A 21,685-nucleotide genomic window follows, 5' to 3' on the forward strand; every position below is an offset into this window, starting at 1 on the left:
GTTACTTTGCCATAATAAGAGTACTTGTGGCTATGCTGCACTGGTAACAAACTCAGCAGAGTATTACAAAGCACAGATTCTCAAGTAGTTAGCCCTCATCTTAACTCTCTACATTTTGATATTGCCTCATACCACACAAGCTACTGGGTTATAGTAAAATACGTGACACATTTTTTTTCAGCAGCCCTTCCCCAATACCTTTCACATCCGTCAACTGCTCAGGGCGTAAAAATGCCCCATTTTTTGTACGGTAATCGATTATTGCTTGTGCTTTATTTTTACCGATACCCACTAAGACACGGTCAAGCTCATCGGCAGTCGCCGTATTAATATTAACCTGCTCTAGTTTCCCCGCTGACGTGGTCTGTGTCGTTGCAGATGTTTTTCCCGCAGCGGTTGCGGTTAATAGGGGCATCTTACTGCTGCTTTTATCCTGTTCAATATTTTCAATCGGAATACCGTTGATAATATAACGTTCAGTCTGCGCATAAATTTCGGTACTGACCGAGAGGTAACAGAGCATAAAACACAAGAAACTGTGTGATAAGCGTTTAGCTTGGCTAGATATTTTTTGATATGCGTTTTTTGGATACACAGCACTCTCTCTTTTTTATTCCATAAACAAAGAAGCCCATTAAGCCAAAACTCTGCCTGCTCAGAAAAAAAGAGTCTATCTGCGGTTTACCAAAAAGCAAAAAGCCGCAAAAGCGGCTTTTTGTTGTTGCAGTGAATTACAGCAGTAACGGAATATTATTCTACGTTTGCTAAATCACCGTATTTAATCTCGGTATTAGCACGTAAACTCGCTAACATTGCCATAAAGGTGGTATTCATTTCACCATTAAGCTGTTGCTGAGCAAACATTTTGGCCATTTCCGGATTATTTTCACTCTGTACTTTCAACAGTTCAACCACAACAACATCACCTTTATTGTCTTGGCTTAAACCATACACAGGTTTATTGTCTTGCGGTTTTGCCAGATTGAAAACAACAGTCGCTAATTGCTGATCTGGTGCATTACGTTGTAACGTTTGAGACTTACCAAACTCAACAGACGCTGCTTTTAATGCCTCATCACCTTTACCGGCTTTGAGCGCAGTCAGCAACTTATCACCCTCTGCACGAGCAACCGCTTCTGCTTTTTGACGTTTTAGCAATGCGGTAATTTCAGCGCTAACATCCGCAAATGGCTTACGCGCTTCGTTTTTATGCTCAATCACTCGAATAACAAAAGCGTGTTCGTCATCTACCGAAATAACGTCTGAGTTTGCATTACCACTGATCAGATCATCGCTAAAAATAGCCTTCACAACATCAGGGTAATTCAGTGCTGCCGGTACGTTTTTCTCATCAAACAAACCAGTTTCCTGAATCTTCACGCCAGTAGCCGCTTCAACATCATCCAATGAATCCGGATTTTCAAAGGCTTTATCACTGGCCTTTTGTTGCAGAGCGTAGAATTCATTCATTGCCGTGGTTTGACGCAGTTGCTTGGCAACATCATCACGCACTTCTGACAGCGGACGTACTTGCTCCGGTTGGATATCATCTAAACGGATCACATGATAGCCAAACTGGGTTTTCACGATAGCTGACACATCACCTTTAGCGGTCAGAGCAAATGCAGCCTGATCGAAAGCCGGATCCATGACCCCTTTATCAGTCCAACCTAGTTCACCACCTTTACGGCCAGAGAACTTATCTTCTGATTTTTCTTTTGCCAAAGTGGCAAAGTCAGCCCCTTTTTTCAGTTCAGCTTCGATAGCTTGTGCCGCTTTTTCATTGCTCACCAAAATATGGCTTAGCTTGCGACGCTCAGGCTGGCTAAAACGGGCTTTGTTCTCTTGGTAATACTGGCTGATGGTTGCATCATCCACTTTCACCGCTTTTTGCAGTTCAGACGCGTTAATTTCAACATAACGCACTTTCGCTTGCTCTGGAGACATGAAACGAGTTGGATTCTTCTCGTAATAGTCTTTCAGCTCTTGCTCGGTTACTGACTGTGCCGCTTCAAGAGGTTGTACTGCAATAGTCGCTAAACGAACATCACGCTCTTGTGTCAACAGTGCAAATGTCTGCTCACTCTCTTTTGGCAACACAAAATCACTGCCGGTAAAAGCTGACAAGAGTTGCTGGCGAACCATCTGCTGACGCATATACTCACTGAAAGCATCAGGTGTAAAACCTGCACGCTGAATCAAGTCCAGATATTGTGCGTTATCAAAACGCCCCTCTTTCTGGAATTCAGGCATAGTGACAATGCCCTGCTTGATTTGATCATCGCTAACACGCAAATCGAGTGATTTGGCATACTGATTTAGCAATACATCATCAATCAGGCGGTTTAATACCTCTTTACGCAGCATAGTCAGATAATTAGGGTCTGCTGCCAACGTATTAAAGTTGTCGCCCATACGCTGTTGTAAGTTAGTACGTTCTGTTTGGAATGCCTGCTCGAACTGCTGGCGAGTAATCTCTTGTCCATCGACTTTAGCAACATAGTTGCTGTTCGCGCTGAGGAATCCTTGAACGCCGGTCAGTACGAACGACAGAATAATGATACCGAGCACAACTTTGAGAGCGATGCTATGTTGCGCTTCGCGCAATTTGTCCATCATGAGTTGACAATGCTCCGTCTTGTTACGCTGTCAAATAAGAAAAAAAGCGCATCAAATGATGCGCCTTGCAATCATAACAAAATGTTGATTATTGTAGACGCAACAACATTTTGCACAGGTTATCTGTGATTAGCTATTTACCGCATCTTTAAGTGTTTTACCCGAGCGGAAACCCGGTACTTTAGCGGCTTCAATTGCAATTTCTTTGCCGGTTTGCGGATTACGGCCTGTGCGTGCAGCGCGCTCGCGCACAGCAAAAGTACCAAAACCAACCAGTGCAACTTGATCACCTGATTTCAGTGTATCAGTTACAGAATCAATGAATGCATCTAGCGCACGGCCAGCAGCCGCTTTTGAAATATCTGCATCAGTTGCAATTTTGTCAATCAGTTGAGATTTATTCACTCTTCATCCCCTCTAAGAATCTCATATCATGCCCGACACTATCCTTTAGGGTCACGATGGCGCTTTTATATCAGTCTTACTCAGGCTTGGCAAGCAGCGCAAACGCTGGGTTGTTTAAGTTACAAGCCACGTAACACAAGGGATTAACAGGTTTAACCTTGTTACGTTGGTGGCTACGGTAACTGCGCAAAAAAAGACTGGCAAGGTCAGAAAACCAAACCAGTCTGTATTTCTCAGCGCTTCTTGCTATAGATCACGCTTTTGCTGTTGGAAAATCAACCCCAAACGGGCTGTTTTCTAAGGCAATACTCAAAACTTGGTCAATTTTACTGACTGGGTGAATCTGCAAATCAGCAATCACGTTATCAGGGATCTCTTCCAAATCACGGCGATTCTCTTCCGGAATCAGTACCACTTTGATACCACCTCGGTGTGCTGCCAGCAGCTTCTCTTTGAGGCCACCAATCGGTAACACCTGACCACGTAAGGTAATTTCACCGGTCATGGCAACATCAGCGCGTACCGGATTACCGGTGAGGCATGAGACCAGTGCGGTACACATTGCAATACCCGCACTTGGGCCATCTTTAGGTGTTGCCCCTTCCGGCACATGCACATGAATATCGCGTTTTTCATAAAAATCGCTATTAATCCCGAGCTTTTCAGCGCGTGAACGAACCACTGTCATCGCCGCTTGAATAGACTCTTGCATGACTTCACCGAGTGAACCGGTATAGGTCAACTTGCCTTTGCCCGGAACAGAGGCAGTTTCAATGGTCAGCAGATCACCGCCCACTTCTGTCCATGCCAAGCCGGTAACTTCACCGATGTGGTTTTCACCATCACTCTTGCCATAATCATAACGCTGTACACCGAGGTACTCTTTCAGGTTTTCAGCGTTAATCGTAATGCTCTTGAGTGATTTATCGAGCAGTAAATTTTTCACCGCTTTACGACACAGTTTAGAGATTTCTCGTTCTAGGCTACGTACGCCCGCTTCACGGGTGTAGTAACGAATAATGCTAATTAATGCACTATCATCAACGGTCAGCTCATTGGCTTTCAGCGCGTTACGCTCAATTTGCTTTGAGAGCAAATAACGTTTTGCGATATTCAGTTTCTCATCTTCGGTATAACCGGAAAGACGGATCACTTCCATACGGTCAAGCAGTGGACCTGGGATATTCATTGAGTTCGAGGTTGCCACGAACATCACATCCGACAGGTCATAGTCAACTTCAAGGTAATGATCATTAAACGCAACGTTCTGCTCAGGATCAAGCACCTCTAACAATGCTGATGCGGGGTCTCCGCGCATGTCAGATGCCATTTTGTCGATCTCATCGAGCAGGAACAATGGGTTTTTAACGCCCACTTTCGCCATTTTTTGGATCAGCTTACCCGGCATTGAACCGATATAAGTACGACGATGGCCTCGGATCTCAGCTTCATCACGTACACCGCCCAGTGCCATTCGGACATATTTACGCCCCGTAGCCTGTGCAATAGATTGCCCCAGTGAAGTTTTACCCACACCCGGTGGGCCAACCAGACACAGGATCGGGCCTTTAATTTTGTTGATTCGGCTTTGTACTGCCAGATATTCCAAAATACGCTCTTTGACGCGATCTAAACCGTAGTGATCTTGATCGAGGATCTCTTGCGCTTTGGCGATATCTTTTTTCACTTTGCTGCGCTGATGCCAAGGCACTTGCAGCATCCAATCAATATAACCACGTACTACGGTCGCTTCTGCTGACATCGGTGACATCATTTTTAATTTTTGCAGTTCTGCTTCCGTTTTCTCACGTGCTTCTTTCGGCATTTTTGCCGCTTCAATTTTCTGTTTTAAGCCTTCGAACTCATCGGGAACATCGTCCATTTCACCGAGTTCTTTCTGAATGGCTTTCATTTGCTCATTCAGATAGTACTCGCGCTGGCTTTTTTCCATCTGCTTTTTCACGCGGTTACGAATGCGCTTTTCAACTTGCAGCAGATCGATTTCTGATTCCATCATTGCCATTAGATATTCAAGACGTTCAGAGACATTGGTCATCTCTAATACCGTTTGCTTATCTTTTATTTTCAATGACATATGTGCAGCGATGGTATCAGCCAAGCGCGCAGGATCATCAATTCCAGCCAATGAAGTTAGCACTTCTGGTGGGATCTTTTTATTTAGCTTAATGTAACCTTCAAACTGAGTAATCACAGTACGAACACGTACCTCTTGCTCAGCATCTTCTACCACTGTGGTGGTTAAGAACTCAGCTTGAGCAGAGAAAAATTCGTCACTGTCAGCCAGAAGGATAATTTTCGCGCGCTGTTGCCCTTCTACTAAGACTTTTACTGTGCCATCAGGCAGTTTCAGCATTTGTAAAATAGTGGCAACAGTACCAATTTGGTGCAAATCAGCGGCTGCAGGCTCATCAGTTGCGGCATCTTTTTGTGCCACTAATAGGATTTGTTTATCCTGCTCCATTGCCGCTTCTAGGCAGCGAATGGATTTCTCTCGCCCCACGAACAGTGGGATAACCATGTGCGGATAGACCACAACATCACGCAGAGGCAATACAGGAATATCAATTCGCTCGGAACGCTCCAGGTTCATAGAACTCTCTCTTAAGACTTAGCTTCCGCCAAATATAATTGTTATCTGAATATATGGGGTCAGAAAAATAGGATTCAACAGCTAAGCAGATAACTTCCCAAAGAAAAAAGAAGAACAAAGAAAAAGGGAAGGTTTCCCTTCCCTTTATCAATGCGTTGCCTGTATTTACGTTCGGCTAACCAGCACTTTTTGTCAAGTCCCGTTTTGTCTTATTGACGCAGCACGACAAAAAAGCAGATGAGCCATACATCAATCAGCGTTAGAGGCTTGCGCTTCTGGTTTTGCGTAGATCAAGGTAGGTGCAGCGGTATTGTTAATGACAGCTTCATTAACAATGACTTTTTCCACGCCTTCTAAAGAAGGTAAGTCATACATGGTATCAAGCAATACGGCTTCTACAATTGAGCGCAATCCACGAGCACCTGTCTTACGAGCCAGTGCTTTTTTGGCAATAGCAATCAAGGCATCTTCTTGGAACTCAAGCTGCACGCCTTCTAGATCAAACAAGGCTTGGAACTGCTTGGTCAGCGCATTCTTCGGCTCTTGCAGGATCTGAATCAGCGCTGCTTCATCAAGCTCGGTTAATGTTGCGACAACCGGCAGACGACCAATAAACTCAGGGATCAAACCAAACTTGATCAGATCTTCAGGCTCAACTTGGGTGAAAAGTTCACTCAGGCCAAACTTATCATCTTTGCCTTTCACCTGTGCACCAAAACCAATGCCGGTTCCGGTGTTTAGGCGCTGCTCAACCACTTTATCCAAACCGGCAAATGCACCGCCGCAGATAAATAGGATTTTTGAGGTATCAACCTGCAAAAACTCTTGTTGTGGATGCTTACGGCCACCTTGTGGAGGCACAGCAGCAACAGTACCTTCAATCAGTTTCAGTAATGCCTGCTGCACACCTTCACCAGAAACATCACGGGTGATTGATGGGTTATCTGATTTACGTGAAATTTTATCAATTTCATCAATGTAGACGATGCCGCGCTGTGCTTTAGAGACATCATAGTCACACTTTTGCAGCAGCTTTTGAATGATGTTTTCAACATCTTCACCCACATAACCCGCTTCGGTTAATGTGGTAGCATCAGCCATTGTAAATGGCACATCCAATAGGCGAGCCAGTGTTTCAGCCAGTAATGTTTTACCACTACCGGTTGGACCGATCAGCAGGATATTACTTTTACCCAATTCCACGCCGTTGTTAGTGTCACCGTTACGTAACCGCTTGTAGTGGTTATATACGGCAACTGCTAATACTTTTTTGGCATGATCTTGGCCAATCACGTAATCGTTAAGATGATTACGGATTTCATGTGGTGTTGGTAATGCACTGCGATCACGACGTGGAGACAGCTCTTTGATCTCTTCGCGGATGATGTCGTTACACAGATCGACACATTCATCGCAGACATACACCGACGGCCCTGCAATCAGTTTGCGTACCTCATGCTGGCTTTTGCCACAAAAGGAGCAATACAACAGTTTGCCAGACCCGTCTTTGCGCTTATCTGTCATTCGTAAACCTCTTATCAGGGCTCAGCCCCGGAACCTGATAGACCTAATGTTGAGTGTATATCAGCTTCCGGAATTTGCCGCTATTACACGCGATGGCTAAGTACTGCATCAACCAGACCGTACTCCACCGCTTCCTCAGCAGACATGAAATTATCGCGGTCAGTATCGCGCTCGATTTTTTCCAGTGGCTGGCCGGTATGGAATGCCAACGTTTCATTCAGTTTCAGTTTCGTTTTCAGGATCTCTTGTGCATGAATCTGAATGTCAGACGCTTGCCCCTGGAAACCGCCCAATGGCTGGTGAATCATAACCCGACCATTCGGTAAACAAAAGCGCTTGCCCTTCGCGCCACCAGCAAGTAAGAACGCGCCCATTGAGCAAGCTTGCCCCATACATACGGTGCTGACATTAGGTTTGATAAACTGCATGGTGTCGTAAATAGACATCCCTGCGGTAACTGAACCACCCGGTGAGTTGATGTATAAATAGATATCTTTCTCAGGATTCTCTGATTCAAGGAACAACAACTGGGCGACAATCAAGTTCGCCATGTGATCCTCTACCTGCCCGGTCAAAAAGATGACGCGCTCTTTTAGCAGGCGGGAATAGATATCATAAGATCGCTCACCACGCGATGTCTGTTCAACGACCATTGGCACCAAGGCCATACGGGTGGTGAAATCATCCTGTTTTGCGTTGTATGACATTGTCTTCTCCCCAATAGAAAAATGGCCCGAGTGATGCTTCACCCGAGCCATAGATAGCAGAAGAGCCGGAATTAAGTCAAATACTTAGGTCGGCTCATAGCACTTAGGCTGCCGGTGCTTGGTTCATCAGCTCATCAAAGGTCGCTGCTTTTTCAGTGACATTTGCTTTCGCCAGAACAGCATCAATCGCTTGTTCTTCCAGAGCAACATTACGCATGTTGTTCATCAGTTCTTCATTTTTCGCGTAATATGCAACAACTTCAGATGGATCTTCGTATGCAGAAGCCATGTCTTCAATCAGTGCATTTACACGTGCGTCGTCTGCTTTCATTTCGCTGGTTTTGATAACTTCACCCAGCAGCAGGCCGATTTGTACGCGACGACGAGCTTGCTCTTCGAACAGCTCACGTGGCAGTTCAAACGCTTTGTTGCCTTGTGCGCCAAAACGCTGTGCAGCTTGCTGACGCAGTACGTCAATTTCGCCATCGATCAGCGGAGTTGGGATATCAAACTCATTTGCCGCTAACAGACCGTCAAGAACTTGAGTTTTTACGCGGTTTTTCACTGCGGTGCTCAGTTCACGGGTCATGTTTTTGCGGATTTCAGCTTTCAGGCCATCAATTGAGCCATCAGCAACGCCAAAACGTTGTACGAATTCAGCAGTCAGTTCTGGCAGCTCACGCTCTTCAACTTGCTTCAGTACGATAGCAAACTGAGCCGCTTTACCTTTCAGGTTTTCTGCATGGTATTCAGCTGGGAAAGTCACTTCGATAGTGAACTCTTCGCCCGCTTTGTGACCAACGATACCCTCTTCAAAACCAGGGATCATACGGCCTTGGCCCATTGCCAGCGCAAAGTCAGTTGCCTTGCCGCCTTCGAACACTTCACCGTCTACAGAACCGGTAAAGTCAACAGTTACGCGGTCTTCAGCTTCTGCTGCACGATCTGCTGCTTTCCACGTTGCTTGTTGCTTACGCAGTACGTCGATCATGTTTTCAACGTCAGCGTCAGTCACTTCAACAACTGGCTTCTCTACAGCGATGGTATCCAGACCCTGCAGGGTGATTTCTGGGTACACTTCAAATGTTACTGCAAAAGAGAAGTCTTGGCCTTCAACCATTTCACTTGGTGTGAAGGTTGGTGCGCCAGCTGGATTGATCTTCTCTTTGATAATAGCGTCAATGAAGTTGCGTTGCATAACTTCACCAACAACATCTTGACGTACAGACTGGCCATAACGCTTGGCAACCAGGCTCATTGGAACTTTACCTTTACGGAAGCCATCTACACGTACATTTTTAGCCATACGCTGCAGTTCGTTACGAACGGCGGTTTCGATAGCGTCAGCCGCTACGGTGATGGTCATGCGGCGCTCAAGGCCTTGAGTTGTCTCAACGGAAACGTGCATCTTTTACCTCAAAAAAATCCTCAGTGCTCGGTATGATGAGCTGCTCACTTCCGTGTAGCACGAAAATAACACGCTGTATCAGTTACCGAACACAACCGATATATTTCTGTTATCGGAATGTCCCGAGTACAGTATGGAAAAGTAGACGAGGCATTATAGCGGTGGTATCAGGGGGAGTCGAGTTAACAGAAGGTCTGAGGTGTGTTTGCGCTCAATTTTCCGGCAACATTGGCTGGTTAAAGCGTGTGCAAGGGCATCAGATGATTCTTTTGCGTGATAAATCGTATAATTATCAGGCCAATCAATGAGAAATATAAAAGCAAGAAATGCGCTATAAATAAAAAAAGCTGCTTAGCGCATGGCCATAGCAGCTTTTGTTTGGATGTTAACCCGATATCGAATCTACCGATAACGCTCACTATACCGACAAATTCCCACCTCTACATAAGGCTCGGCGGTAGCATTAAACGGTGGTGATCCTCATATCTACCGCACCGTTATTGCGGTTCACTTGGTGCAGTCACATCCAGCGGTAAACCTGAACGGCGTGCAACCTCTTTTTCTGCTGCTGCATTATCGGTTTGAGCGTCTAAAATGAAGCTCTGTACCGATGCGCTAAATGGGATCACCATTGTTTGTGGATCATCGTTGTCATTTTTTGACAGCGGCTGATGCACTTCCATATAGCGCTTACCATCTGGCTCTACCGAGACCTTGATAGGATCGTTGACAATTTGTACCCGTGTCCCCACCGGCACTTTATCAAACAGCGCTTCAATATCATCTGGGCGTAAACGGATACATCCGGCACTCACACGCATGCCAATACCAAAGTTTGCGTTAGTACCATGAATCAGATACTCGCCATTGCCTTTTGCCAAACGCAGTGCAAATAACCCCATTGGGTTTTCTGGCCCTGCCGGTACAACAGCAGGCAATGAGATACCTTGAGCTGCATACTCTTTGCGGGTATTTGCCGTTGGTGTCCATGTCGGGTTAGCACGTTTAGAGATAATGGTTGTGACCATCGTTGGCGTAGAGCGTCCTACACGGCCAATGCCAATAGGGTACACTTCGACAACGTTGCTGCCCTTCGGGTAATAATAAAGACGCAGTTCGGCCAGATTTAGCACGATCCCTTCACGCGGTGTTTCTGGTAACAGCATAGTTGTTGGAATGCGCAGCTCCATACCGGTTTGCGGCAGGAACGGATCGACTGTCGGGTTCGCTTCTAGCATGGCGATTAAACCGACCTGATAACGGGCAGCAATGGTCTCTAATGATTCACCATTTCCGGGTACAGTGTAGATCTCTTCAGTGCCGATTAAACGGCTACCAACAGGAGGCAGTGGATAGGATGCAGCCAGTGCATGTGGCACGGCAGCCATTGCCAGCGCAGACACCAGCAAGCCGGCAAGTAGACGAACAGCTTTCATTAATGACCCCAAAAGAGCATAGATTCATTCTTTAATCCGATCACAGTGATTCGGTCGTTCAGAATGGCCAGTGCGAAATAGACAGTAAAGTAATGCCATTACCCGTATCAATGTCTGAAAAAAGCACATTGTGTACTGGATATGACAACATCAAGCGCTATATTAAATAATGTATCCAGCTAACAATAAACTTTTTTATATAAAAATTTTTTACTGTGAAGTGAATGCTCTATTTTTGCAAAATATCTCGCAAAACTTCGATAAAGCAGAGGATGCAGATGCGTATAAATAAAAAAAGAGGCCAGACATACTGACCTCTTTTTGTTTTGCTACAAACTACTTGGTAACGTAGTTTACGCTATCTCATCCGCCACAATAGGCGTTTCTTCAGCCACAATGCCATCATTCTCTGCGATTTTGTCAACACACATCGCCAGAGCACCATCACCTGTAACGTTGCAAGCTGTACCAAAACCATCTTGCGCTAAGTGCAGAGCAATTTGCAGACCCAGCATCGCTTCACTAAAGCCCAGCATAGTGCCAAGTAACCCAAGTGCGGCCATCACTGCGCCACCCGGTGCACCCGGTGCGGCCACCATGGTAATTCCCAGCATCATGATAAACGGCAGCATTTCGGTAAAACTCGGGATATGCGCGTAGCCATTCATCAGCATCACCGCACAAGCTACGGTAACAATACTGATTGCTGAACCGGCCATGTGGATATTTGCACACAGGGGAACAACAAAGTTGGAGATACTTTTGCTTGCGCCACATACCTGAGCTTGACGCAGTGTCACAGGAAGTGTTGCGGCAGATGACATGGTGCCCAGTGCAGTAAAGTATGCTGGCATCATGGTTTTAAGTAGGGTTAACGGTGAACGCTTTACGATTGCAGCAGTAGTAATAAACTGGAATGTCAGCCATAACCAGTGCAACACAACCACCAGCACCAAGACCAGACTGAAGGTTTTCAGAGTAGCAAACACTGTTCCCTGTACGGTCATATCCGCAAATACACCGGCAATATAGAATGGCAGTGCTGGGATCATAAACTTGCTCAGCAGCAGTTCGATAATATCACGGCCCTGATCGCTCAATTTTTTCATCTCAGCACTGCTGGTAGCCACAATGCCCAGACCAAAAACAAAAGCCAGCACCAGTGCGCTCATCACACCCATGACCGGTGGAATTTGCAATGTCATCAGCGGCTCTAATTTGCGTACCGGTTCGGCAAGTTGCCCAGCATGGCTTAACAGTGTCGGCATGATCTCGACCGAAGCCAGATAAGCGAGGAAACCTGCACCGACTGTAGAGGCATAAGCAAGCCCGACGGTTTTCCCCAGTAATTTGCCTGAGTTCTTTGGCAAGCTGGCAATGCCACTGGTGACAAAAAACAGGATAAGTAGTGGTATGGTGAAGCCAATCATTTGGCTAATCAATACCTTAGCGGTAATCAGTACTCGGATTAAAAAGTCTGGTGCAAAAAGACCACATAAAACACCAAAAGCAATGCCTGCTAGCAGGCGCAAAATTAATTTCATCGTTCCCTCTCTTAATTACATCATTTGGGGCATCTTGATTACGGCGGCATTTTTAGCATGCAAATAGCATATAATCCGCTTTTAATAGTTAAAAGCATCGTGTTAGTCATAAAAAACACTGCATATCAACTAGTGGTAACGTTTCAGCTCTAAATTCCTACGCATAAAAAAAGCCGGCAGTTTCCTGTCGGCTTAATGGACATTCTGTGTCAAAAAGAGGGTTTATCGTTCCCAATAAGACTCTTCTAAACTGTCTTCACGCTCTGGTAGGCCGCGGGTTAAACGCGGAGAGTGCTGGTTTAATACCTGATAACTCACACGGTTAGCATATTTACATACCTGTGCCAGTGAGGAGTATGTCATGAAGGTACAGGCGTGCTTGCTGGAATTTGGCACATTATTACGGTGATAATGGTTAGCAGCCATATCATGCAAAATGGCAGACAAAGCACCATCACCCGCCCCGTTGGTGTTCATGATCTTCTCTGGCCCGCCCATATATGGGCAGATATGTGAGTAAATACGTTTTGGCGTTACACAAGCAGCACGATGCATTGGGCGGCTGAATTCGTACAGATTAAATTCAGGGATCACGCCCGGCAACAGCGGATGCTGAGTTTGACGCAAGGTACTTTCATCAGTATAAGCGGCCATATACAGGCCAACAGGCCCTGCGGTACAGAGCACAAGATCAACCCAATCTAATGCTTTATCTGATGCCGCTAGCGGATCTTCGATACCGGTTAATGCTGCCGCTTCCTCTTCATTCATCGCTACCATAGAGATGTTTTCTTTGAGGAAATCACGCCACCACTGTGGGTTCTCTTCAATCAGAATTTTCGTGCCCAGTGTCAGGACTACCGGAACATCATGCTTTTTCGCATACTCAATAGCACGCAAGGTAGCTTCTGACATCGGCTCACCCGGTTTACAACGTAGCAGGTAAGAGGTCAGTACCAGTGCTGAAGCTCCGGCAATAACCTCTTCCGGAATACTTTCGGGGCGCAGTTGATCCATACAGCCAGGGCTGATGGCAAATGTGCGCTCACCGTTTTCAGAAATCAGCGCAAAGCAGCGACCAATTGGGCCATCTACCGGTTGCAGATAATCCAGATCCAAACGGCTTGAGGTGTTACACAAGTAGCGGTAAGCGTAACCGCCAATTTCGATACGGCTGCACATCACGCCCAGCATGATGGATTTATCATCAGCCAGTACTGAATAGTTGTGCAGAGTATTGCCGATAGTGCCGCCCGCAAATTCATGCGTAATCAGGCTACGATCTTTTAACTCACGGTAGAGCGCTTCAGCAACGGCATCTTCAATCACTGAAGAGTGGCCTTTACTCAGGCCATAACGCGACAAAAAATCTTCATCAACACGGGCTTCAATATCAACCAACGTTTGATCGATACCGACCACATACGCGGTACTGACTTCACTTTCTGCTGCACGCATTTGGTTTATCAACAGTGGATCACGCGCACTGACAGGAAAATAGTGTTTTGATTTACGTTGGCCGGGAAATTTCATCGTTCAGATCCAGAAAAGGCTGTGGACAATCAGCGTATATCGCGAATTCTATCACAAAATAGTGTAAACAGAATGAATCCTAATACACTAATCTGCTACCAATTTTCTATTTCGTTATGTACTAAAGATTGTAGCAGCACGATATGTGCAGGATCGGCATTCAGTGCCGGAACGTAGGTAAACGCCTGCCCCCCTGCATGCAAAAAGATCTCTCTGTTTTGCTCAGTAATCTCTTCGAGTGTTTCCAGACAATCGGCAGAAAATGCCGGACACACAACACCGAGTGTTTTAATGCCCTGCTTAGGCAGCGCTTTAAGCGTATGATCGGTATAAGGTTGTAACCAGACCTCACGCCCAAACCGTGATTGATAGGTATGCAGATATTGTGTTTCTGACAACCCTAGTGCCTGTGCCACTCGCTCAGTGGTCGTTTGGCATTGGGCAGCATACTGATCGCCCTCATCCACATACCGCTGTGGAATACCGTGATACGAAAAGATCAGTTTATCCGGCAACTCTGGCAGATGCTGGCGAATACTTTTTGCCAATGCCGCAATGTAGAGCGGATGATCGTGGTAATCGCGAATAAAACGGATTGCCGGTATATTACGGCGGCCTTTCAGTGCTTTTGTCAGGCCATCCCACACCGCGGCAGTGGTAGAGCTTGAATATTGTGGAAACAGCGGCAGCACCACAAGGTTCGTGACCCCTTTTGATTGCAGCTGATCAAGAGCATGCGATAACGAAGGGTTGCCGTAGGTCATCGCCAGTTCAACCGGAATATCATGCCCTTGTTGCTGCAACTGAGAATACAATGCCTGCTGCTGCTGACGAGAAAATGCCAGCAATGGAGAGCCATCATCACGCCACACTGACTGATACAGTTTTGCCACCCGTGGTGCACGAATCGGCAGTATCACCCCATGCAATAATGGGCACCAGAGCCAGCGACTCAGATCTACAACCCGCTTATCATGCAAAAATTCACTCAGATAGCGTTTTACCGCTGCCGATGTTGGTGCATCGGGTGTGCCTAAATTAACCAGCAACACGCCATACTGTTTCTGAGCCATCAATCGCCGCTCCTTATGCTAAAAATAGAGGCTGTACCTACCCGCTAGATGTTAACTCACCGGTAAAACAGGTGTGCCCACATTCTAAACTGGCTATACAAAAAAGGTGGCTAAGCCACCTTTTATTCTCTGGTTGTTACTCTATTTTGCCACTTTAGCGTGTTTTGGGGATTAACCCAGAATGGTCGCTAACTCTTGGCTGATGGTATCAACGTTACGTGTACCGTCTAATTTGAAGTAACGGGTCTGGCCGGCATCAGCTTCTTTATTGTAGTAAGCCACCAGAGGTTCAGTTTGGTCATGATAGATAGCTAAACGCTTACGTACGGTTTCAGCTTCGTCATCCACACGAATAATCAGATCTTCACCGCTCACATCATCTTTACCTTCCACTTTTGGCGGATTGTATACAACGTGGTAAACACGGCCTGATGCTGGGTGTACACGACGGCCACTCATGCGATCAACAATAACCTGATCAGGCACATCAAATTCCAGTACGAAATCAACCGCAATACCGGCATCTTTCATTGCATCAGCTTGTGGAATAGTACGTGGGAAACCATCAAGCAAGAAACCGTTACGGCAATCTTCTTGCGCTACACGCTCTTTAACCAAAGAGATGATCAGCTCATCTGTAACCAGCTGACCTGCATCCATGATTGCTTTCGCTTGTAAACCCAGCTCGGTTCCAGCTTTGACCGCAGCACGCAGCATATCACCGGTTGAGATTTGCGGAATTCCGTATTTCTCCATGATGAACTGCGCTTGAGTGCCTTTACCTGCACCCGGAGCACCGAGCAGAATAATACGCATAGATGATTCCTCTCTCTTAGAATTCAAGATAATAATGAAGGGTATAATTTTTTTAGGGATAAACCATAACACTGACTCAGCGCCAAACTCAAGATCAGCACCCGCTATCACCGTGCTTCCGGCAATAAAAACCGAATTATGTTGAATATTTAAGCAATAAATACAAAATAAAACGCCGCTTGTACAAAGACAAGCGGCGTTAATACGGTGGCTAAATTTGATGCATATCAGGTCTCTGTTATGCTTTTATAGCACGGATACGGCTTGATGCTGCTTAGTGCATTACGCTGTTAACAGTTGGTTCATGCGGCGAATAAAGGCACTTGGATCTTCCAAATTACCACGCTCTGCCAGCATAGCCTGCTCCAACAGCAACTCAACCCACTCATTAAACTGCAGCTCATCACTGGTGTCAGCCACTTTTTTCACCAACACATGCTCAGGGTTTAGCTCGAACACATACTTGATTTCAGGGGCTTTCTGGCCTGCGGAAGCAAACAATTTAGCCATTTGAGTCGTCATTTCATCTGACTCGGTTGTCACCAGTGCCGGTGTACCGGTTAAACGGTGGGTCAATCGCACATCTTTCACGCGCTCGCCCAGATAACCTTTAACACGCTCGACAAAAGAGGTGAATTCAGCATCAGCTTCCTTCTGCTTCTCTTCCTCTTCTTTATCTGCCAGCGCGCCCAGATCCAGATCCGCTTTTGTCACAGATTGGAACTGTTTGCCGTCAAACTCAGTTAAGTAGCTCATCATCCACTCGTCAATGCGCTCGGATAACAGCAGAACTTCGATGCCCTTTTTGTTGAACAACTCAAGATGTGGGCTGTTTTTCGCGGCGGCATAGCTGTCGGCGGTGATAAAGTAGATCTTCTCCTGACCTTCTTTCATGCGGCTGACATAATCGGCCAACGCCACATTTTGAACATCGTTATCATTTTGAGTGGAAGCAAAACGCAGCAGTTTGGCGATAGTCTCTTTGTTCGCGCTGTCTTCTGCTGGGCCCTCTTTCATCACCAGACCAAACTCGTTCCAGAAAGTCTGGTACTTCTCTGCATCGGTTTTTGCCAATTTTTCCAGCATCTGCAACACGCGCTTAGTACAAGCACTGCGTAAGCTTTGGGTGATGCGGGTATCTTGCAGAATTTCACGTGAAACGTTCAACGGCAGATCATTAGAGTCAATCAGGCCACGAACAAAGCGCAGGTATGTCGGCATGAACTGCTCGGCATCATCCATAATAAATACGCGCTGCACATACAGTTTCAGACCGTGCTTGTGATCACGATTCCACATATCCCAAGGCGCATGTGCAGGGATATACAGCAAGCTGGTGTACTCTTGCTTACCCTCAACACGGTTGTGGCTCCAGCTCATTGGGTCAGAGAAGTCGTGTGAGATATGCTTGTAAAATTCGTTATACTCTTCGTCAGATACGTCAGCTTTGTTGCGAGTCCACAAGGCTTGCGCTTTGTTGATTTTTTCCCACTTCAGATCGCCTTCGCTACCATCTTCATTCTGCTCACGGGTCTGAATTTCAACCGGCAGGCTGATATGATCAGAGTATTTACCGATGATAGAGCGCAAACGCCAGTCATCTAAAAACTCATGCTCATCAGCACGTAAATGCAGCGTGATTTCAGTACCACGATCAGCTTTGGTAATATCGGCAACGGTATAATCACCTTCACCAGCAGATTCCCAGAACACGCCCTGATCTGCGCTCACACCTGCAGCACGCGTACGTACGGTCACTTTATCTGCCACAATAAATGCAGAGTAGAAACCAACACCAAACTGGCCGATAAGTTGGCTATCTTTCGCCTGATCAGAGCCGATTGACTCTAAAAATGCTTTAGTGCCTGATTTTGCAATAGTACCTAAGTGATCAATCACATCGGTACGGGTCATACCAATACCGTTATCACTGATGGTAATCGTACCAGCCTCTTTGTTTACCGAAAGGCGGACACACAGCTCACCGTTGCCTTCATACAGATCAGGCTGTGACAGCGCACGAAAACGCAGTTTATCTGCCGCATCAGAGGCGTTTGAGATCAGCTCACGTAAGAAAATTTCTTTATTAGAATACAGTGAGTGGATCATCAATTGCAGCAGTTGCTTAACTTCAGACTGAAAACCACGGGTTTCCTGTGCTTTAAGGGAAGAATCCTGAGTTGTATTTTGGGTCATTGTGCAAATCCTCGTATCAACAGATAGCAAAATAAAAGTGATATTCAGATAGATGGGGGCACACAAACTGTTTTCAAGTGCAAAAAAAGGAAGCTTTTAGCTTCCCTGATGAAATTTCGCCCAACCTGCACATATTTATGGCATGTGGTTGCAATAGCAACGTTTAATATTTGAAGGGATGACGACCGGCTAATGAGTGAGAAAGCGTTGTACCATCAACCATTTCTAACTCTCCGCCTACCGGTACACCATGAGCAATTCGGCTCGCCATGACATTGTGCATAGCACAAATTTCGGCAATGAAGTTTGCGGTGGCATCACCTTCTACGGTTGGGTTAGTGGCTAAAATCACTTCATTGATTGTTTCAGTACGCAAACGCTCTTCTAACCGATCAAGCCCAATATCATCTGGTCCGATACCGTCTAACGGCGACAAATGCCCCATCAGTACAAAATAGCGGCCTGAGTATTGCCCAGTCTGCTCAATAGCGTGGATATCGGCAGGGCTTTCAACGACGCAAATCTGGCCGCTTTTATGCCGCCGAGGATTAGTGCAGATGGCACATACTTCCTCTTCGGTAAACGTCCGGCAGTCACGGCAATGCCCTATCTCTGACATAGCGCGCGACAGCGCTTGTGATAAACGCATACCGCCACTGCGATCCCGCTGCAGCAACTGAAATGCCATGCGTTGTGCTGATTTTGGCCCGACACCGGGTAAACAGCGCAGCGCATCCATCAGGGTCTCTAAAAGAGGGCTAGAATTTGCCATGTATAAACCTATATTAGCAACGCCCTGTAATCAGGGCGTTGAGGTTAACCGTTTTACCTGTGCTTACCGTAACGATTATCGTAAATAGTCAGCATTCACATCACACTGACTAAAACACGTTAACAGGCAAAACACGTTTAGAATGGCATTTTAAAACCCGGTGGTAACTGCATACCGCCGGTCACTTGTGCCATTCTCTCTTTTTGAGTCTCTTCAATACGGCGTGCCGCGTCATTGAATGCCGCAGCAATCAAATCTTCCAGCATCTCTTTATCATCTTCCATCAGGCTGCTGTCGATGTCGATACGACGACAGTTGTGCGCACCGTTGATGGTTACTTTAACCAGACCGGCACCTGACTCACCGGTAACTTCCAGCTGCGCGATCTCTTCTTGCATTTTCTGCATACGATCTTGCATTTGCTGGGCTTGCTTCATCAGGTTACCAAGACCACCTTTTCCACCACCAAACATAGCGCTCTCTCTTTTCTTTTGGGTTGAGCCGATATCGGCATACAGACTATTTGATTCAATTTTATGTCATAAGGAAAGCAGATTCACCGTGTGCTTTCCCATAAAAGTCTTATTTACTGTACTCATACAGCACAAAATAACTTATCTCGCCCATTATTCAACATTTACACGGCAAACTTCAAACCGCAAATGGGGGATACAGCACTACAGTGGCCGAATACTACTCTCATCTACACTGGCTGCAAAAAGACGCTGTAACTGCAGGATATGAGCATCCCCCTGCAATGATTGCCGCGCTTGAGCCAGCTTCTCCTCATAGATAACTTGCCTGATCTCTAACGGGGTAAGCTGTGTTTTATCATCACTTTCCACAATTTCAAGTGCAATAGACAAACCGGTTTGCTGACTCAGCGCCTCGGTTAACTGCTCTTTTGCCCTTTCAGAGTTCAGATGCCGCTGTGAAGAGCGCAATAACAGACGGATCTGCCCAGCATTTAACTCCTCTTTGACGGCATTTAACGCCAGTTGTTCCACTAATTTAGCCACGCCGAGAGTTTCTATTTGCGCCGACCAAGGGTCGCGCTCGCTCGCCTCTTTTGCCAGCTTTAACGCCATTTCAGGCGTTTTCTCATGCTCAAGTGAGCTGCGCAACTGATCAGGGGTCACTACATCATTGGTTTCCAGCTCAGGGTTTTGTGCCGTCCAGCGGTAAGCTTCTTTTTTCTTTTTCGCTAATACGGGTGCCTGAGTATGGGCAGCCTGCCTCTGATCCGATTGCTGGGCACGTTGCTCCCCCGCCAGTGCCAGACGCTCTAACGGTGAAGGCTTACTCTTTGCCGGCCGCAGCGTTGCTGCTACAACCGGCTCAGCTTTTTTTGCTAAACCTCCGGCATCTGTACGCGCGTTACCCTCAGCGCGCTGGCGCTGAGAGCGTAACTGCTCACGGGCCTGCAACGCCTGCATTGCCGGAGAGCTTACTGCGGCCGACGCGGATGCAGACTCTCCTGTCACTGCTACCGCAGAAGAAGGGGATTGAGGCACAAATTCGGGGCTATTGCCTCTGTGCTCATTGCTTTGGTCAGCGCTATCTGCATAGCCGACCGTATACCCCACATGCTCTGAATTATCTGCATCCGTATCATCTACACTGCCAATAAAACCGGCTGGTTCACGGGCAGTGTCAAACACCGAGCCTGAAGGTAAATCGGTCTCAGCCGGATGCGCGTATTCCGCACTGGCATTCACGCCTGTGGCGGAGTGTTCAAAAGCCGTCGGCTGAGAGTTCACAGAGGGATTGACCGATGCTGAAGCACGGTGTGTCATCCCCTGACGCGGCGTAGCAGGTGCTGACCGACGTGGAACATGGCTCGGAATAGTATTCGCCCGTGTCGCAGGTGTTGCGGTCAAAACAGGCATTTGCGGTTCACTGGCCGCGGCCATCGCGCCAAAAGGTTCAACCTTATTGCGCTGCGTGGCAACCTGTGCAGGATGAAACGCCAGAGCCCGTAAAAAGGTCATTTCAACACCGCTGCGACGATCCGGAGCAAGGAGCAACTCTTTACGCCCCATTAGCAATGTCTGGTAATACAGCTGTACATCCTGCGGGGCGAGCGTGCGAGCAAGTGTATGCAAACGCACCGCATGCGGATCGGTATCATCAATAGTACCTGGCAACATCTGAGCCATTGCAATTCGGTGCAAAATCGCGCTGGTTTCCACCAGCAGCGCTTCCCAATCCGTGCCCCGCTCTGCGGCCTGCTGCAATTGCAGCATAACCTGCTGCCCATCAGCCTGCTGCAGTGCTTCAATCAGTGCCAGCGGCTGATCGGCATCCAGTGAGCCGAGCATCTGGCTGACACCTTCAATCGTCACCTGACCGCTGCTCATGGCGATGGCCTGATCTGCCAGACTCAGCGCATCACGCATACTGCCTTCGGCGGCACGCGCCAGTTGTGAAAGCGCGCGCAGCTCAAACGGGATAGCTTCGGCTTTCAGAACATGCTCAAGTTGGCCACGAATTTGATCGACATCTAGCGCTTTCAGGTGGAACTGCAAACAACGCGACAAAATAGTGACCGGCAATTTTTGCGGATCAGTGGTTGCCAGCAAAAACTTCACATACGGAGGTGGCTCTTCGAGCGTTTTTAGCAGCGCGTTAAAGCTGTGGCGCGATAACATGTGCACTTCATCGATCAGATAGACTTTAAAGCGCCCACGTACCGGCGTGTATTGCACATTATCGAGCAGTTCACGGGTATCTTCGATCTTGGTGCGCGATGCAGCATCAATCTCTAGCAGATCAACAAAACGGCCTTCATCAATCTCACGGCAAGTGTCACATACACCACAAGGGGTGGCGGTAACCCCGGTTTCACAGTTTAACCCTTTGGCAAACAGGCGGGCGATGGTGGTTTTACCCACTCCGCGCGTACCAGAAAACAGATAGGCATGGTGCAAACGCCCAAGCGATAAACCATTCGCTAAGGCTGTTAGTACGTGCTCCTGACCCACAACAGCATTAAAAGTGTGGGGACGCCACTTACGGGCTAAAACCTGATAACTCATCGG

At 47.0% G+C, this 21,685-nt stretch carries 16 protein-coding genes; all 16 read right to left on the bottom strand.

The features are described from left to right. Positions 1–148: 148 nt before the first annotated feature. A complete protein-coding gene (locus ACRC27_RS00550; RefSeq protein WP_438638836.1) occupies positions 149–523 on the bottom strand; it encodes a ComEA family DNA-binding protein in 375 nt (124 codons plus the stop codon). 227 nt (positions 524–750) lie between these two features. Beyond that, on the bottom strand, positions 751–2,619 hold the full coding sequence (gene ppiD / locus ACRC27_RS00555) for a peptidylprolyl isomerase (RefSeq protein ID WP_438630951.1): 1,869 nt from the start codon (positions 2,617–2,619) through the stop codon (positions 751–753). Positions 2,620–2,748: 129 nt separating this feature from the next. Beyond that, a complete protein-coding gene (gene hupB / locus ACRC27_RS00560; protein ID WP_438623069.1) occupies positions 2,749–3,024 on the bottom strand; it encodes a nucleoid-associated protein HU-beta in 276 nt (91 codons plus the stop codon). Positions 3,025–3,277: 253 nt separating this feature from the next. Then, positions 3,278–5,635 (bottom strand): endopeptidase La, encoded by a 2,358-nt coding sequence (gene lon / locus ACRC27_RS00565; RefSeq protein ID WP_438638838.1) that lies wholly within the window; start codon positions 5,633–5,635, stop codon positions 3,278–3,280. 249 nt (positions 5,636–5,884) lie between these two features. Beyond that, complete coding sequence (clpX, locus tag ACRC27_RS00570) at positions 5,885–7,159, bottom strand: ATP-dependent protease ATP-binding subunit ClpX (RefSeq protein WP_438630947.1); 1,275 nt, start codon at positions 7,157–7,159, stop codon at positions 5,885–5,887. Between the two features lie 83 nt (positions 7,160–7,242). Then, positions 7,243–7,866 (bottom strand): ATP-dependent Clp endopeptidase proteolytic subunit ClpP, encoded by a 624-nt coding sequence (gene clpP / locus ACRC27_RS00575; RefSeq protein WP_438623066.1) that lies wholly within the window; start codon positions 7,864–7,866, stop codon positions 7,243–7,245. Between the two features lie 103 nt (positions 7,867–7,969). Beyond that, complete coding sequence (gene tig, locus ACRC27_RS00580; protein ID WP_438623065.1) at positions 7,970–9,274, bottom strand: trigger factor; 1,305 nt, start codon at positions 9,272–9,274, stop codon at positions 7,970–7,972. A gap of 497 nt (positions 9,275–9,771) precedes the next feature. Beyond that, the gene (locus ACRC27_RS00585) at positions 9,772–10,710 is read right to left on the bottom strand and encodes a L,D-transpeptidase family protein (protein ID WP_438638839.1); all 939 of its coding nucleotides are present in this window, start codon (positions 10,708–10,710) and stop codon (positions 9,772–9,774) included. Positions 10,711–11,063: 353 nt separating this feature from the next. Beyond that, on the bottom strand, positions 11,064–12,254 hold the full coding sequence (locus ACRC27_RS00590; protein WP_438623064.1) for a dicarboxylate/amino acid:cation symporter: 1,191 nt from the start codon (positions 12,252–12,254) through the stop codon (positions 11,064–11,066). 222 nt (positions 12,255–12,476) lie between these two features. Further along, positions 12,477–13,787, bottom strand: coding sequence for an inosine/guanosine kinase (locus ACRC27_RS00595; RefSeq protein ID WP_438623063.1), 1,311 nt, complete (start codon positions 13,785–13,787; stop codon positions 12,477–12,479). 95 nt (positions 13,788–13,882) lie between these two features. Next, positions 13,883–14,860 carry a ferrochelatase gene (hemH, locus tag ACRC27_RS00600; protein ID WP_438623062.1) on the bottom strand — a complete coding sequence of 326 codons (978 nt, stop codon included), beginning with the start codon at positions 14,858–14,860 and terminating at the stop codon, positions 13,883–13,885. 171 nt (positions 14,861–15,031) lie between these two features. Next, on the bottom strand, positions 15,032–15,676 hold the full coding sequence (gene adk / locus ACRC27_RS00605; protein ID WP_438623061.1) for an adenylate kinase: 645 nt from the start codon (positions 15,674–15,676) through the stop codon (positions 15,032–15,034). 282 nt (positions 15,677–15,958) lie between these two features. Continuing rightward, positions 15,959–17,872: a molecular chaperone HtpG gene (htpG, locus tag ACRC27_RS00610; RefSeq protein WP_438630042.1), complete on the bottom strand. Its 1,914-nt coding sequence runs from the start codon at positions 17,870–17,872 to the stop codon at positions 15,959–15,961. A 163-nt stretch (positions 17,873–18,035) separates the two neighbouring features. Then, positions 18,036–18,644 (bottom strand): recombination mediator RecR, encoded by a 609-nt coding sequence (gene recR, locus ACRC27_RS00615; protein ID WP_438623059.1) that lies wholly within the window; start codon positions 18,642–18,644, stop codon positions 18,036–18,038. 137 nt (positions 18,645–18,781) lie between these two features. Further along, the gene (locus ACRC27_RS00620) at positions 18,782–19,117 is read right to left on the bottom strand and encodes a YbaB/EbfC family nucleoid-associated protein (protein ID WP_438623058.1); all 336 of its coding nucleotides are present in this window, start codon (positions 19,115–19,117) and stop codon (positions 18,782–18,784) included. Between the two features lie 204 nt (positions 19,118–19,321). Continuing rightward, a complete protein-coding gene (gene dnaX, locus ACRC27_RS00625; protein WP_438638841.1) occupies positions 19,322–21,682 on the bottom strand; it encodes a DNA polymerase III subunit gamma/tau in 2,361 nt (786 codons plus the stop codon). Positions 21,683–21,685: the final 3 nt, after the last annotated feature.

The sequence above is a fragment of the Plesiomonas sp. genome (assembly GCF_051650925.1).
Classification (GTDB): Bacteria; Pseudomonadota; Gammaproteobacteria; order Enterobacterales; family CAMTGL01; genus Plesiomonas.